Source organism: Actinophytocola sp. KF-1 (assembly GCF_054661535.1).
In genome coordinates, this window is record NZ_BAAFVK010000027.1 from 1 (window position 1) to 13,913 (window position 13,913).

A 13,913-nucleotide genomic window follows, 5' to 3' on the forward strand; every position below is an offset into this window, starting at 1 on the left:
GGCGGGGCTCGTCATGGCCACCAGATCCGGTGACGTCGATCCCGGCCTGGTGCTGTGGCTGCTGCACCACGGCGGCGTGTCCCCCGACGAGCTGTCCGACGTGCTCGAGCACCACAGCGGGCTCGCTGGGCTGACCAGCGGCAGCGGCGACCTGCGCGACATCGTCGACGACCCGGGGTCGCGGCCCGCGCTGGACGTGTACCTCCACCGGCTCCGCACGGAGATCGCGGCGATGGCGGCGGCCATCAACGGCCTCGACGTGCTGGTGTTCACCGGCGGCGTCGGCGAGCACCAGCCGGTGGTCCGGGCGGAGGCCGCGGCAGGCCTCGCCTTCCTCGGCGTCGCCGTGGACCCCGACGTCCCGGTCGACGGCGACGCGGAGATCACCGCGCCGGGCGCCGCGGTGCGGACGTTCGTGCTCACGGCGCGCGAGGACGTCGAGATCGCCCGCCAGGTCCGAGGGACTTTCGTCCCTGGTGACCGGTGACCAGATCCCGGGGCGTTCCCCTTATCCGAGGGCCTACGGTTGGTTGAGCGAGAAACAACTGTGCCGAGGAGGCGTGGTGACCATCCGGGTCATGTTGGTGGACGATCACGAGATCGTGCGGCGCGGCATCGCCGACCTCATCGGCACGGCTGACGACCTGGAGGTCGTCGGCGAGGCGGCGGGGGTCGAGGAGGCGCTGGCGCGAACCCCGCAGGCGGCGCCGGACGTGGCGGTGCTGGACGTCCGCATGCCGGACGGGAACGGCATCGAGCTGTGCCGTGAGCTGAAGTCGCGCCTACCCGAGCTGAACTGTCTCATGCTGACGTCCTACGCGGACGACGACGCCCTGTTCGACGCGATCATGGCCGGCGCGTCGGGGTTCGTGCTGAAGCAGGTGCTGGGCCTGGACCTGCTCGACGCGATTCGCACCGTCGGGGCGGGCGGCTCACTGCTCGACCCCAAGACGACGGCCGCGCTGATGAACCGCATCCGGCGCGAGCGGGAGGAGCAGAACCCGCTCAACGCGCTGACGGAGCAGGAGCGGGCCGTGTTCGACCTCATCGGGGAGGGGCTGACGAACCGGCAGATCGGGGAGAAGCTGTTCCTCGCCGAGAAGACGATCAAGAACTACGTGTCGCACCTGCTGAACAAGCTCGGCATGCAGCGGCGCACGCAGGCCGCTGTCCTCGCCGCGGAGCTTCGCTCCCGCCGGCAGGACGGGTGAGGCTGTGGACAGGTCGCTTCGCGCGGTCTGTTGTGCCGGTGGCCGCTTGTAGGCTGGATTCCGGGGGACGGAGGCAGTGGTTGATCTTGGGCACGGGGTGCCGTGGTTTCCGGGGTTCCCGTTAGGTGGTGGCGGCGGATTGCGCGGGCGGGCGCGGCCACGTGTGTGTTTTATGGGTTGGTTTGGCAACGAACTGTCCAGCGTGGCCGAAGGCCCGGACCGGCTGGGCGTGACATAACAGAAGCGTGGACGAGACGCGTTCCATCAACTCGACTGAGGTGTGTCCGCCCGGCCAGGTCCGGGGCGCGGCGGTGGGCGGTGGAAGACGGCCGGGCCATGCGGCGATCTGTCAGCTGCGGTGGCATCTGCATGATCCGGCGCCGGGCCTGGACGCGGGATCTGACCGGCCGGCGCCGCCAAACCCTTTACCCGCGAACCTCCCCCAAGACAGGCCCTCACGGGCAGGCTGACACCTGCCCACCCCATTGCCCGCCGCCACCACCGAACCTTTCCGGGGCATCCCGCAGGTTCGGCTTCTCGACGAGGCGGCTGCCCAGTTGATGCGGGCGTCCTTCATCACTTCGGGCGTATGAAGGTTCGTCGCCGCGGTCAGGCCGTCGCCAGGGGAACCCGCCACACCAATCGGGTGCCGCCGTCCGGGTTGGGGGACACCGACACCGCGCCGCCGCATTCTGTTGCCCGGCGTTCGAGGTTGAGCAGTCCGCTTCGCGCCACGTCCGGGGGCATGCCCACCCCGTTGTCGGTCACCCCGACCACCAGGTCCGGGCCCGCCTCGACCGTCACCACGATGTCCGACGCGTGTGCGTGCCGGACGGCGTTGCTCACGCCCTCGCGCAGCGCAGCCAGCGCATGCTCCGCCACGTGCTGTGGCACCAGGGTGTCCACCGCCCCGGAGATGCGCACGGACGGGGACATGTCGGTGTTCGCGCTCGCCTCGGCGACCAGGTCCAGCATGCGCCTGCGCAGGCTGGTCGAGCTCTCCTCCCCCGCCGTGTGGAGGTCGAAGATCGACGTGCGGATCTCGCGCATCGTCTCGTCCAGCTGGCCGACCACGCGGGTCACGCGACCCCGCGCCTCGCCGTCGGCGATGCGGCCGACGATGGCCTGCAGGCTCATGCCCGCCGCGAACAGCCGCTGGATCACGTGGTCGTGCAGGTCCCCCGCGATCCGGTCGCGGTCGGCCAGCAGGTCGAGCATCCGTTGCTGCCGCTGCTTGTCCGCCAGCTCCAGCGCCAGCGCGGCCTGCGCCGCGAACGACGCGAGCATCGGCAGCTGGTCGTGGCCGAACTGGATGTCGCCCTTGTTGCGCAGCGCCAGCAGCAGGCCGCTGACCCCTGCGGCCGACCCGAACGGCACGGCGTCCGCGGGACCGAACTCGCCGAAGATGTCGGCCTCGGAACCGAGTGTCTGCGCGAAGTCCACGTACACGGTCGGCTCGCGGTCGTTGATGACCGACGCGACCGCCGGTGTGGTCGCCGACAGGCGGTGGCCGATCATCTCCTCGCCACGCGCGCCCGCGCCCGCCTCGACGGTGAGCGTCTCGCCCGCCTCGTCGGCCAGCAGGATCAGCGCGGAGTCCGATCCGGACAGTTCACGGGTGCGCTGCGCGATCAGCGCCAGCGCCTCCTCGCTCGTCCCGCCGCCCAGCAGCAGACCGTTGACCTCCGCCGACGCGTGCTGCCACCGTTCCCGCAGCCTGGCCTGCTCGAACAGGCGGGCGTTCTCCACGGCCACACCGGCCGCGGCGGCGAGTGCCTCGAGCACGACCACGTCGTCGTCGTTGAACTCGGTCTCGCCCTTCTTCTCGGTCAGGTAGATGTTGCCGAACACCTCGTCGCGCACCCGGACCGGCGTGCCGAGGAAGCTGCGCATCGGCGGGTGGTTGGCCGGGAAGCCGACCGACGACGGGTGCTCGGTGAGGTCCGGCAACCGGATCGGGAACGGGTGTTCGATCAGGTGCCCGAGCAGGCCCTTGCCCTCGGGCAGGTGCCCCATCCGCGCGCGGATCTCCGGGTCGATGCCGACGTACACGAACTCGGACAGGCCCTCGTCCCCCAGCACGCCCAGCGCGCCGTAGCGGGCGTCAACCAGCTCGACGGCGGTCTGCACGATCCGCTGCAGCGTGCCGGCCAGCTCGAGACCGGCACCCACGGCGACGACCGCGTCCAGGAGCCCCTGGAGGCGGTCGCGGGTCTTGCCGATCTCGGTCAGCCGGTCCTGCAGTTCGTTCAGCAGCTCGTCGAGGCGCAACCCGGCGAGCGACACACCGACGGCCGAACGCTTCGGTCTCGCTGCCCCTGTGCCGTCCGGCATCCACACACTCCGCTCTGCGATCCGGCGGCCGCCGGGCAGTTCGGCCACCGCTGAACGAACTCAGGGTATCCGGCGCGGCGAACACTGTCAGGAATCGCCGGGACGTGTTCTCCCGGCCCGCCTGGGTTTGTCGTACCAGAAGCAGCCGAGCCGGTTGCGGACCTCGACCACGCCGGGCACGGCGGCGGCCGCGGCACCGACCGGCGCGACGGCACTGCGCCACTGGACCCGGCCGAGCAGCGTCACGACACCGTCCGCCACGGTCACGTTCACGAACTCGCCGCGCCCGGCGGCGAGCGGGGCGACGGCGTCCTCGACGCGGCCGGCGAGCACGTCGTCCGGGCACAGGTAGCCGCGCAGCAGGTCCCGCCGCGCGAGCACGCCGACGAGCTTGCCGTCCGCGACGACGAACAGCCGCCGCACCCCGGTGCGCGTCAGCCGCCGCGTCGCCGACGCCACCGACTCGTCGGCCGTCACCGTCACGACGGGGCTGGACATCAGCGCACGCGCGGTCAGCCCGTGCCCGGCCCGCGGCCGGGCGTCGATCAGGTCGATCTCGGAGACGACGCCGACGGGCGCGCCGCGGTCGTCGACCACGGGCACCGCACTGACCTGGCTGCCGGCCAGGAGCGCGGCGATCGCGCGGAACGGCGTGTCGCGGCGGACCGACAGCGGGCACCGGGTCATCACGTCCGCGACCGTCGGTGCGCGCACCGCTGTTGTCATCTCGGTTCCTCCTCTGCGATCCCCGTACCGCCAGCATTCCCCGGCACGGCGCGCGTGATCAGAGGCCGAGGCACCGGACCGGCCGGACCAACGTCCCGCTCGAAGTCCCCGTCCCACCGGGACTTTCGGCCTGCCCGCACCACCGGCACGCCGTGGTCGTGGGGGCCAGGGCGCGCGACCGTCCACTGAGGACGGATCAGTCGAACTCGAGGTCGGTGCGGGTCAGCGGGCGACCCGGAAGTTCGCCGGGTGCGGGGGCGCGCAGGCCGTCCATCATGATCGCCAGCACGCGACCGGGGACGAGCCCGGCGACGTCCGGGGTGACCGCCTGTGTCTGGTGCACGACCGAGATGAACAGCATCGCGAGGTCGCCGACGCCGACGTCGCGGCGCAGGGTGCCCTCGTCCTGCGCGCGGCGGACCACCTGGTCGAGCATGTCGAGCAGCTCGTCGCGCACGCGGGAGGTCTCCTCGTCGGCCCGCACGACCGCCGTGACCCGCGGCGACTTGGCCTGCACGCTCACGTGCAGCCACGCCGACTGCCGCATGATCCGCATCAGGGCCGCCCACGCGGTCGGTTCCTCGGCGAGCGCGGCCCTGGTCTCGTCGGCGACCGCCTGGAAGGTGTCGCGGAAGACCGCGCGGATCAGCGTCTCGCGGTCCACGAAGCGCCGGTAGAGGGTGCCGACGCCGACCGAGGCGCGGCGCGCGATCTCCTCCATCGGCACGTCGGCGCCGCGCTCGGCGAAGATGTCCCGCGCCGCCACCAGGATCTGGTCGCGGTTGCGGCGGGCGTCCGCACGCAGGGCTTTCGTCACCCGCGAATTATCACATTCGCCCGAAAGTGGACGGAGCGCGTCCGGATGACTACGGTCGATGACAAGTGGACGACTTTCTTCCAGATCATCTTGGGGGTTCGACCGATGCCCGACGCCTTCCCGCCCCGCGCCTGCCCGTTCCACGGCGACGCCTCGATCACCTCGCCGGGGCCGATGACGAAGGTGACGCTCCCGCGCAGCGGCCAGGAGGTGTGGGCGGCGTCCCGGCACGCCGACGTCCGGGCCGTGCTCACCGACCCGGCGTTCTCCGCCGACCGCGCCAACCCGCACTTCCCGAACCCGACCGGCCGCCGGGTCCAGCAGGACCGCAGGCTCAAGCCGTCGCTGATCACCCTCGACCCGCCGGAGCACGGCCCCGCCCGCCGCGCGGTGCTCGGCGAGTTCACCGTCAAGCGGCTCGCCGCGCTGCGCCCGCGCATCCAGCAGATCGTCGACGAGCACCTCGACGCGATGCTCGCGGCGCCGTCCCGCACCGCCGACCTGGTCGAGGCGCTCGCGCAGCCGGTGCCGTCGCTCGTGATCTGCGAGCAGCTCGGCGTCCCGTACGACGACCACGAGTTCTTCCAGTCCCGGTCCCGCACGCTGCTGTCCCGGTCCGCGGCCGTCGAGGAGATCCGCGCCGCGGCCGACGAGCTGCGCGCGTACATGGACAAGCTCGTCAGTGAGAAGGAACCGGCACCGACCGACGACCTCATCGGCAGGCAGATCGCCAAGCACCGCGCCGACGGCACCTACGACCACGACGCGCTCGTGAGCCTCGCCGTGCTGCTGCTGATCGCCGGGCACGAGACGACCGCGAACATGATCTCGCTGGGCACGGTCGCGCTGCTCGAGCACCCCGACCAGCTCGCGCTGATCAAGGCGGACCCGGCGCGGACCCCGGACGCCGTCGAGGAACTGCTGCGGCAGTTCACGATCGCCGAGTTCGTGACGTCCCGGGTGGCCGTCGCGGACACCGAGGTCGGCGGCGTGACCGTGCGCGCGGGCGAGGGCGTGCTCACGCTGGGGAACGCCGCCAACCACGACCCGGCCGTCTTCCCCGACCCGGACCGCCTCGACGTCACCCGCGGCGCGCGCAACCACATCGCCTTCGGCTACGGCGCCCACCAGTGCCTCGGCCAGAACCTGGCGCGCGTGGAACTGCGCATCGTGTTCGACACCCTCTTCGCCCGGGTCCCCACACTGCGCGTCGACGTGCCGGTGGCGGAGTTGCCGTTCAAGGACGACGCCACCGTGTACGGCCTGCACAGCCTCCCGGTCAGCTGGTGACCGCCCACCCCTGACGCGCCCTCCGCAGCGCGACGTGGATGCTCTTGGCGTGCGGGTCGTATTGCTTGCGCGCGGCGAAATGGGCCCGGATGTCCTTCTGGCGTTGCGGGGCCAAGGTGCACACGATCGCCACGACCGCGGCCGGTTCGAGCAGGCCGAGAACGTGGGTCACCGGTTCGACCAGTCCGACATCCTCCAGAAAGGCGACAGCGGTGGCGGATTCCAGGTCCTGTGTTATCGGCCCATACCACCACCTGCCGCCGACGCTGGTGTCGCTCATCACCGCGACGGCCCGGCGCCGCGTCATGGCCGGCAGTGTTGCCGCCGTCTTTCCCGGCGTTCGGCATTCAGCGAGAATTCGGGCAGCCTCCATGGTCGGCACCCGGTCGAGCAGTTGCGCGGCGAAGTCGGCCGGCAGGCAGGCGACCACAATCGCCGCGGGTCGCCGCCCGTCCCGGTGCCAGGCAATCGCCTCGAGCGCCCGTGCTGCTTGGTCGACACTCATGGCCTGCAGTTCCACCGCGGCCTTCTCCGGGTCCGCTCTCACCCGGTCCGCCGGCGGCGGGGCCGGAGCGGGGACACCTCGCCGAGTTCGGCGGCCTCCCGTTGCAACCGCTGGTGTCTCCGTGGCGCGGGCGAACCAGGCCGGTGACCGCTAGAAGGTGACGATCGTCCGCGCGCCCTGGCCGAGTTGTTCGAACGCGTCGTTGACGCCGTCGAGGTCGGTGGTCGCCGTGGCCAGGGCGGCGAGGTCGAGCCTGCCCTCCTCGACGAGGCCGAGCAGGCGCGGGATCTCGACGTCCGGGTCGCTCGACCCGAACACGCACCCGTGCAGCGTGCGGCCGAACCAGTACAGCTCCAGCGCGTTGAACTCGACGATGTTGGCCTTGCTGCCGACGCCGACGACGGTCACGGCGCCGCCGCGGCGGCTCGCCGACCACGCGGTGCGGATGGTCGCGGGCAGGCCGACGCAGTCGAAGGCGTGGTCGGCGCCCCGCCCGCCGGTCAGCTTGCGGATCGCCTTGCTGGTGGTCTCGCCGGACACGATGAAGTCCGTCGCGCCGTGCCGGGCCGCCAGGTCCGCCTTGGCCTCGCTGACGTCGACGCCGATGATCGGGCCCGCGCCGACCGCGCGCGCGGCCTGCAGCGCCGACAGGCCGACGCCGCCGAGGCCGACGACCACCACGGACTCGCCCGGTTGCACGCGGGCCGTGTTGAGCACGGCACCGGCGCCGGTCTGCACGGCGCACCCCAGCACGGCGGCCTGCTCCATCGGCACCGTGTCCGGCACCTTCACGACCCCGGCGGCCGGCACGATGGTCTCCTCCGCGAACGCGGCCGTGCCCAGGCCCGGGTAGACCGGGGTGCCGTCGTCGAGGAACGCGTACGGCGCGCGTGCGGTCTCCTCGGCGTGCACGCACAGCCACGGCTCGCCCTGCAGGCAGAACCAGCACTCGCGGCACGCCGGCGCCCAGTTCAGCACCACGTGGTCACCGACGGCGACCCGGTCGACGCCGTCGCCGACCGCGAGCACCACGCCCGCGCCCTCGTGCCCGAGCACCGCGGGGACCTCCTGCATGAGGGTGCCGTTGGCCAGCGACAGGTCGGAGTGGCAGACCCCCGCCGCCGCGACCCGCACCTTCACCTGTCCCGGACCCGGCTCACCGAGGGAGATGTCCCGGACCTCGAGCCTGCCACCCTGCTTGGTCAGCACCGCTGCACGCACCATGGTGGGACTTAATCACATGGCCTCATGCCGCGTCGTGGAACACCAAGCCCAAAGTGTGCCGTCGTCCGGATCTGATCACCGACACCCCGTGCCGCACCGGCGACGCCGACCAGCCACGCGCGGACCGGACCGGCCGGTCACGCGTGGTGAACACCAGCCCGTGCCCCTGGGGCAGCAACGTCGCCGTCCCCCGGGACTGCGCGCGTGGCCGCTGCTCGACCAGCAGGAACTCGCCGCCCGTGTGGTCGACGCCCGGCTCGTTCAGGTTGATCACCACCTGCAGCGGGAACACCTTGTCGCCGTAGAGGTCCCGGTGCAGCGCGTTCCAGTCGCCCTCCTCGTAGCGCAGGAGGATCGGCGTGGGCCGGGTCTGGCCCGCGGCGTGGCACTCGGCGAGCCACTCGTCGAGCGTGTCCGGCCAGCGCTCGTCGCGGCGCAGCCGCGCCGCCCAGTCGCGGGCGATCGGCAGCAGGTGCGGGTACAGCTCGCCCCGCAGCCGGGCGACGGGTTCGGGGAACGGTTCGCGGAAGTAGCGGTACTGGCCGCGCCCGAACCGGTGCCGCGCCATGTCGATCGTGGCGCGGAACCGGTCCGGCTCGTCGTAGAGCGCGGCGAGGTCCTGGCACTCCCGCTTCGTCAGCAGGCGGGGCAGGAGCGCGCAGCCGTACTCGTCGACCTCCTCGGCGACCGCCGTCCAGTCGATGGTCACGCCGCCTCCATGGTGAGCAGGGTCCGCTTGGCGTCCGGGCCGCCCGCGTACCCGCCGAACGACCCGTCGGTGCGCACGACCCGGTGGCACGGGACGACGACCGGCACGGGGTTCATGGCGCACGCGGTGCCCACCGCCCGCACCGCCTTCGGGCTGCCGGCAGCCGCCGCGACCTGGGCGTACGTTTCAGTACGGCCGTATTGGATCGCGGGCAGGTGGTCGATCACGGCCCGCCGGAACCCGCGGGCGAGCCGCAGGTCGAGCGGCACGTCGAACGCGGTCCTGCGCCCGGCGAAGTACTCGTCGAGCTGCCGCGCAACGGCGTCGAGCCGGGCGGGTGCGTGCAGGACCCGGGGGCTGACGGCCTCGGCGAGCCGCGCCAGCTCCGCGTCGTGACCGACGTTCTCGTACACCACCCGCACCAGCCCGACCGGGGTCGCGGCCAGCAGCAGCGACCCGACGGGGGTGTCGACGGTGCGGTAGGCGACGTCGAGCAGGCCGTCCCGCTCGGCGTCCGCGACGAGCCGGGCACGCAGCCGCGCGCCGGGTTCCTCCAGGGGTAGCGCGTCGAAGTTCATGCGGTCTCCTCCTCCGTGTAGAGCTCGCGGAGACGTTTCATGCCGTCGGCGGCGGCGCGGCGGGCGGCGGCCTCGGTGCCACCGGTGATGGCCGCGATCTCGCGGTACGGCAGCCCGGCCAGGTGGTGGTAGGCGACGGCCAGCCGCTGCTTGTGCGGCAGCCGCTCCAGCGCGGCCCACAGGTCGCCGTGCCAGGCGTCGGTCGTGCCGCGGTCGGGCACCTCGGCGACCGCGACCGGCCGCCGCCGCCCCGCCCGCCAGCCGTCGAGCGCCTTGCGGTGCGCGATGGTCACGAGCCAGGCCTCGACGTTCGCGTCGGCGGGCAGACCGGGGTACGCCCGCAGCGCCGCGAGGAAGGTCTCCGACCACGCGTCCTCGGCGTCGACGGGCCCCAGCGCCGCGCGGCACACCCGCAGCACCATGGCCCCGTACTGGTCCACGATCCGCTCGAAAGGTCTCACACCAGGAAGACGCCGCGACCCCACGGAACGTGAGATTGCCAGGCGGCGGGCACGCTGTCGCGTTCGTCCGGCGGAATTGTCGGTGGTCCGTGCGAGTATCCCGGCCACAGCGATCGACCAGGAGGAACAGTGCGGTACGGATACTTCGGCACCATGCGCGTGAAGCCGGGACACCGGGACGAGGTGGTGGCGGCGCTCGTCAGCGGGCAGGAGGGCCTGAAGGCGGCGGGGTGCGACCTGTACGCGGTCGGGGTGTCCGACAGCGACAAGGACCTGATCTGGGTCAACGAGATCTGGGTCAGCAAGGAGGCGCACGACGCGTCCCTGCGGTTACCCGAGGTGAAGGCCGCGATCGCGACGACCATGCCGTTGCTCACCGGCGAGTTCACCGGGCAGGAGGTGGACATCGTCGGCGGTCTCGGCGTGGCCTGACGCACCCGGCGGCGCCGGGCCGCGCCCCGCGGGGTGGGTAGGGTCGGGCCATGGCGAGGATCGCGTTCATCGGGCTCGGGATCATGGGCTTGCCCATGGCCGTCAACCTCGTCCGTGCCGGGCACGACGTCACCGGCTTCAACCGGAGTCCCGGCAAGACCGCCCGCCTCGCCGAGCAGGGCGGCACGGCCGCCGACAGCGCGCGAGCGGCGGTGGACGGCGCCGAGGTCGTGCTCACGATGCTGCCCGACTCGCCGGACGTCGAGGCGGTCGCCGACGACGTGCTGACCGCCGCCGGTGCGCTGTGGATCGACATGAGCACGATCGCGCCCGCCACCGCGCGGGCCGTCGCCGCACGCGCGCACGAGGCCGGGCTGCGTGCGCTCGACGCGCCGGTCAGCGGCGGCGAGAAGGGCGCGGTCGACGGCACCCTGTCGATCATGGTCGGTGGCGCGGCGGCGGACGTCGACGCGGCGCGGCCGGTGCTCGACGTGCTCGGGAAGACGATCGTCCACGTCGGACCGGCCGGGGCCGGGCAGACGGTGAAGGCCGCGAACCAGCTGATCGTCGCCGGCACCATCGGCCTCGTGGCGGAGGCGCTGACGATGCTGCGGGCACAGGGCGTCGACCTCGCACCGGCCGTCGAGGTGCTGTCGGGCGGGCTCGCGGGCAGCACGGTGCTGGACCGCAAGGCGGGCGCGATGCTGACCCACGACTTCACGCCGAGCTTCCGCGTCGACCTGCACCACAAGGACCTCGGCATCGTCCTCGGCTCGGCCAGGGACGCGGGGGTGCCGCTGCCCATCGGCGCGGTCGTCGCACAGCTGATGGCCGCGGCCCGCGCCCAGGGGCACGGCGACCTCGACCACTCGGCGCTGCTGCTGGTGCTCGAACAGCTGGCGGGGATCAAGCAGGGCTGAACGCGGCCGCGTTCGCCATCGCCCACCGCACGTAGGCGTGGGCCGGGCGGCCGGTCACCTCGGCGACCGTCGGCAGGACGCCCGGGGAGTCCATGCCGCACACGCCGGACACGAGCGCGGCCCGCACCACCGGGTCGTCGTGCGCGGGCACCTCCCCCGCGACCACGAGCGACACCGGCCGCCCGAGCACCTCGCCCAGCACGCGCACCTTGTCCTCGACGGTCAGCTCGGCGGGCCCGGTCAGCGGATACACGGCGCCGGCGTGCCCGTCCTCGACGAGCGCCCGGGCGGACACGGCCGCGATGTCGGCGGGCGCCACCGCCGGGGACGGCTTGCCCAGCGCCGGCACCCGCACCACGCCGCCGGCCCGCACCGAGGGCGCCCAGTCGAGGGTGTTCGACTGGAACTCCCACGGCCGCACGAGCGTCCAGTCGAGCCCGCTCTCGCGCACGGCCCGCTCCCCCGCCAGGATCTGCCGCCCGATGTCGGACTCCCGGGTAGGCGGCGGCCACCATCGACGACACGTACACGACCCGCTCGACCCCTCGACGAGCGGCGGCCGCGAGCACGGTCTCGGTGTCCACGATGCCCTGCAACAGGAACAGCGCACGCACCTCCGCGAAGCCGGGTGCCGCCTGGACGTCCACTCCGGACGGCAGGACGGCACGGGCCCTGCCGGGATCCCGGCTCACCGCGCGGACGCGGTGCCCGCCCGCCACCAGCTCGGACACCAGTGCGCGCCCGACGTTCCCGGTGGCTCCGACGACAAGGATCACGGCAGGGCCTCTCACTCGACGCTCCGACGCCCGCGAGTCAACAACCTCGACCTAGCTGGAGGTCAAGCCCGCCGCGCGGCGCACGTCCGCGACCAGTGCCACCGCGGCCGCGCTCGGCGGGTTCGCGGTCACCGTGACGGTCTCCCACCGGGGCACCGGGTCGGCGAGGCCGACGAACCGCACCCGGTCGGTCTTCACCGAGAACGACTGCGGCACCAGCGCGACGCCGAGCCCGCACGCGACGAGGTCGAGCAGCGAGTGCACGTCGGTCACCTCCAGCGCGACGTGCCGCGCCCCCACCACCGAGTCCACCAGGTCCCGGGTCCCCCAGTCGGGCGCGAAGTCGACGAACCGCTCGCCGGTCAACGCCGACGGCGTCACCCGGTCCGCACGGGCAAGCGGGTGGTCGGGCGCGCACGCGAGCACCAGCGGCTCGGTGGCGAGCGAGGTCACCACCACCTCGTCGGGGCGCACGGCGGGCCGGGACACGAACGCCACGTCGAGCTTTCCCTGCGCCACCGACGAGGTCAGCTCGCCCGACCCGCCCTGCCGCAGCTCCACGTCCAGCCCGGGGTGGGCCGACACGAAGCCGGCGAGCACGGCGGGCAGGTGCACGACGTGCAGGCACTGCAGCGACCCGATCGCGAGGGTGCCGCGCAGGAGCCCCTGCACGGCGGCGACGGCGGCCGCGCAGGCGTCGGACGCGGCGAGGGTCCGCCTGGCCTCGGCGAGCAGCGCGTTGCCGGCCGGGGTGAGCCGCACCTGGCGGGTGTTCCGCACGAACAGCTCCGCGCCCAGTTCCCGCTCCAGCGCGCGCACGGACGCGGACAGTCCGGACTGTGCCACGTGCAACCGTTTCGCGGCCCGCGTGAAGTGGCACTCCTCCGCGACCGCGACGAAGTAGGACAGCTGCCGCAGCTCCACGATTAATCACCCTGACCGATTAACCCGATCGAAGACTTCTGTTGGACAGCTTAATCACCGCGCGGGAAGCTGGAAGCGCACAAGGTCTACCAAGGAGGCATCGAAGATGCAGTCCCGTCGCATCGGCGACACGCAGGTCAGCGCCATCGGGCTCGGTGGCATGCCGATGTCCATCGAGGGCAGGCCCGAGGACGAGCAGCAGTCCGTCGACACGATCCACGCCGCGCTCGAGGCCGGCGTCACGCTGTTCGACACCGCCGACGCCTACTCGCTGGACAACACGGACATCGGGCACAACGAGTCGCTCATCGCCAGGGCCGTCGCGAGCTACGGCGGCGACACGTCCGACGTGCTGATCGCGACCAAGGGCGGCCACACCCGCACCGAGGGCGGCGGCTGGGGCCTCAACGGCTCGCCGGAGTACCTCAAGCAGGCGTGCGAGGCGTCGCTGAAGCGGCTCGGCGTGGAGGCCATCGGCCTGTACCAGTTCCACCGGCCGGACCCGCGCGTCGACTACGCCGAGTCGGTCGGCGCCATCCGCGACCTGCTCGACGCGGGCAAGATCCGGTACGCCGGCATCTCCAACGCGAACCCCGACCAGATCAAGCTCGCCAACGAGATCCTCGGCGGCCGCCTCGTGAGCGTGCAGAACGAGTTCTCGCCCCGCTTCCGCTCCAGCGAGCCGGAACTGGACCTCTGCGACGAACTCGGCATCGCGTTCCTGCCGTGGAGCCCGCTCGGCGGCATCGCGAAGGCGGGCGAGCTTGGCTCGCACTTCCACGCGTTCGCCGAGGTCGCGAAGGACCGGGGCGTCAGCCCGCAGCAGGTGTGCCTCGCGTGGCTGCTCGCCAAGTCGCCCGTCGTGATCCCGATCCCGGGCTCGTCGCGCCCCGCGACCATCCGCGACTCGGCCGCCGCGGTGCACCTGGAGCTGACCACCGAGGAGTTCACCCGCTTGGACGCCAAGCACTGACCCACTCGCCCTACCACCCCCGGTGCCCGGCCG

General features: G+C 72.7%; 15 protein-coding genes and 2 pseudogenes. 6 read left to right on the plus strand and 11 right to left on the minus strand.

Going from position 1 to position 13,913, the window contains the following annotated elements; all coding sequences use genetic code 11:
* A pseudogene (locus ACYQ77_RS44015) lies at positions 1 to 487 on the plus strand (acetate/propionate family kinase); the annotation flags it as partial.
* A 76-nt stretch (positions 488 to 563) separates the two neighbouring features.
* Positions 564 to 1,211 carry a response regulator gene (locus ACYQ77_RS44020; protein ID WP_459723425.1) on the plus strand — a complete coding sequence of 216 codons (648 nt, stop codon included), beginning with the start codon at positions 564 to 566 and terminating at the stop codon, positions 1,209 to 1,211.
* A 609-nt stretch (positions 1,212 to 1,820) separates the two neighbouring features.
* On the opposite strand, the gene ACYQ77_RS44025 is transcribed toward ACYQ77_RS44020, so the two are convergent.
* From ACYQ77_RS44025 to ACYQ77_RS44035, 3 genes are all read right to left on the minus strand, one after another.
* Positions 1,821 to 3,545 (minus strand): GAF domain-containing sensor histidine kinase, encoded by a 1,725-nt coding sequence (locus ACYQ77_RS44025; RefSeq protein WP_459723427.1) that lies wholly within the window; start codon positions 3,543 to 3,545, stop codon positions 1,821 to 1,823.
* A gap of 87 nt (positions 3,546 to 3,632) precedes the next feature.
* On the minus strand, positions 3,633 to 4,271 hold the full coding sequence (locus tag ACYQ77_RS44030; RefSeq protein ID WP_459723428.1) for a CBS domain-containing protein: 639 nt from the start codon (positions 4,269 to 4,271) through the stop codon (positions 3,633 to 3,635).
* Positions 4,272 to 4,467: 196 nt separating this feature from the next.
* Positions 4,468 to 5,088 (minus strand): TetR/AcrR family transcriptional regulator, encoded by a 621-nt coding sequence (locus ACYQ77_RS44035; protein WP_459723430.1) that lies wholly within the window; start codon positions 5,086 to 5,088, stop codon positions 4,468 to 4,470.
* 105 nt (positions 5,089 to 5,193) lie between these two features.
* On the opposite strand from ACYQ77_RS44035, the gene ACYQ77_RS44040 reads away from it, so the two are divergent.
* Entirely contained in the window at positions 5,194 to 6,378 is a 1,185-nt protein-coding gene (locus ACYQ77_RS44040) for a cytochrome P450 (RefSeq protein WP_459723431.1), read from the plus strand.
* Here the strand turns inward: ACYQ77_RS44040 and ACYQ77_RS44045 are convergent.
* The 5 genes from ACYQ77_RS44045 to ACYQ77_RS44065 form a co-directional block, all read right to left on the minus strand.
* On the minus strand, positions 6,368 to 6,898 hold the full coding sequence (locus tag ACYQ77_RS44045) for a hypothetical protein (protein ID WP_459723432.1): 531 nt from the start codon (positions 6,896 to 6,898) through the stop codon (positions 6,368 to 6,370). The genes ACYQ77_RS44040 and ACYQ77_RS44045 overlap by 11 nt on opposite strands.
* A 135-nt stretch (positions 6,899 to 7,033) precedes the next feature.
* Positions 7,034 to 8,107, minus strand: a complete 1,074-nt coding sequence (locus tag ACYQ77_RS44050; RefSeq protein WP_459723433.1) for a zinc-binding dehydrogenase — start codon at positions 8,105 to 8,107, stop codon at positions 7,034 to 7,036.
* A 22-nt stretch (positions 8,108 to 8,129) separates the two neighbouring features.
* Positions 8,130 to 8,816 (minus strand): 2OG-Fe(II) oxygenase, encoded by a 687-nt coding sequence (locus ACYQ77_RS44055; protein ID WP_459723435.1) that lies wholly within the window; start codon positions 8,814 to 8,816, stop codon positions 8,130 to 8,132.
* Positions 8,813 to 9,394, minus strand: coding sequence for a methylated-DNA--[protein]-cysteine S-methyltransferase (locus tag ACYQ77_RS44060; protein WP_459723436.1), 582 nt, complete (start codon positions 9,392 to 9,394; stop codon positions 8,813 to 8,815). Before ACYQ77_RS44060 ends, ACYQ77_RS44055 begins: the two co-directional genes overlap by 4 nt.
* Positions 9,391 to 9,855 carry an RNA polymerase sigma factor gene (locus ACYQ77_RS44065; protein WP_459723438.1) on the minus strand — a complete coding sequence of 155 codons (465 nt, stop codon included), beginning with the start codon at positions 9,853 to 9,855 and terminating at the stop codon, positions 9,391 to 9,393. The genes ACYQ77_RS44060 and ACYQ77_RS44065 overlap by 4 nt, the downstream gene beginning before the upstream one ends.
* A gap of 129 nt (positions 9,856 to 9,984) precedes the next feature.
* Here ACYQ77_RS44065 and ACYQ77_RS44070 point away from each other — a divergent pair, with 129 nt between their 5' ends.
* Together ACYQ77_RS44070 and ACYQ77_RS44075 are read left to right on the plus strand one after the other, a co-directional pair.
* Positions 9,985 to 10,287 carry a putative quinol monooxygenase gene (locus ACYQ77_RS44070; protein ID WP_459723439.1) on the plus strand — a complete coding sequence of 101 codons (303 nt, stop codon included), beginning with the start codon at positions 9,985 to 9,987 and terminating at the stop codon, positions 10,285 to 10,287.
* Between the two features lie 50 nt (positions 10,288 to 10,337).
* Complete coding sequence (locus tag ACYQ77_RS44075; RefSeq protein WP_459723441.1) at positions 10,338 to 11,207, plus strand: NAD(P)-dependent oxidoreductase; 870 nt, start codon at positions 10,338 to 10,340, stop codon at positions 11,205 to 11,207.
* Here ACYQ77_RS44075 and ACYQ77_RS44080 read toward each other — a convergent pair.
* From ACYQ77_RS44080 to ACYQ77_RS44090, 3 genes and pseudogenes are all read right to left on the minus strand, one after another.
* On the minus strand, positions 11,194 to 11,658 hold the full coding sequence (locus ACYQ77_RS44080) for a Rossmann-fold NAD(P)-binding domain-containing protein (RefSeq protein WP_459723443.1): 465 nt from the start codon (positions 11,656 to 11,658) through the stop codon (positions 11,194 to 11,196). The genes ACYQ77_RS44075 and ACYQ77_RS44080 overlap by 14 nt on opposite strands.
* A gap of 64 nt (positions 11,659 to 11,722) precedes the next feature.
* Positions 11,723 to 11,998: pseudogene (locus ACYQ77_RS44085) on the minus strand (SDR family oxidoreductase); the annotation flags it as partial.
* Positions 11,999 to 12,034: 36 nt separating this feature from the next.
* Positions 12,035 to 12,907, minus strand: coding sequence for a LysR family transcriptional regulator (locus tag ACYQ77_RS44090; RefSeq protein ID WP_459723445.1), 873 nt, complete (start codon positions 12,905 to 12,907; stop codon positions 12,035 to 12,037).
* 106 nt (positions 12,908 to 13,013) lie between these two features.
* Between ACYQ77_RS44090 and ACYQ77_RS44095 the strand changes: the two genes are divergently transcribed.
* The gene (locus tag ACYQ77_RS44095; protein WP_459723447.1) at positions 13,014 to 13,880 is read left to right on the plus strand and encodes an aldo/keto reductase; all 867 of its coding nucleotides are present in this window, start codon (positions 13,014 to 13,016) and stop codon (positions 13,878 to 13,880) included.
* Positions 13,881 to 13,913: the final 33 nt, after the last annotated feature.

Bases quoted from the DNA above. Each gene is read 5' to 3' on its own strand.
- ACYQ77_RS44025 (WP_459723427.1), bottom strand. From the start codon at position 3,545: ATGCCGGACGGCACAGGGGCAGCGAGACCGAAGCGTTCGGCCGTCGGT.
- ACYQ77_RS44030 (WP_459723428.1), bottom strand. From the start codon at position 4,271: ATGACAACAGCGGTGCGCGCACCGACGGTCGCGGACGTGATGACCCGG.
- ACYQ77_RS44040 (WP_459723431.1), top strand. From the start codon at position 5,194: ATGCCCGACGCCTTCCCGCCCCGCGCCTGCCCGTTCCACGGCGACGCC.
- ACYQ77_RS44050 (WP_459723433.1), bottom strand. From the start codon at position 8,107: ATGGTGCGTGCAGCGGTGCTGACCAAGCAGGGTGGCAGGCTCGAGGTC.
- ACYQ77_RS44060 (WP_459723436.1), bottom strand. From the start codon at position 9,394: ATGAACTTCGACGCGCTACCCCTGGAGGAACCCGGCGCGCGGCTGCGT.
- ACYQ77_RS44075 (WP_459723441.1), top strand. From the start codon at position 10,338: ATGGCGAGGATCGCGTTCATCGGGCTCGGGATCATGGGCTTGCCCATG.
- ACYQ77_RS44095 (WP_459723447.1), top strand. From the start codon at position 13,014: ATGCAGTCCCGTCGCATCGGCGACACGCAGGTCAGCGCCATCGGGCTC.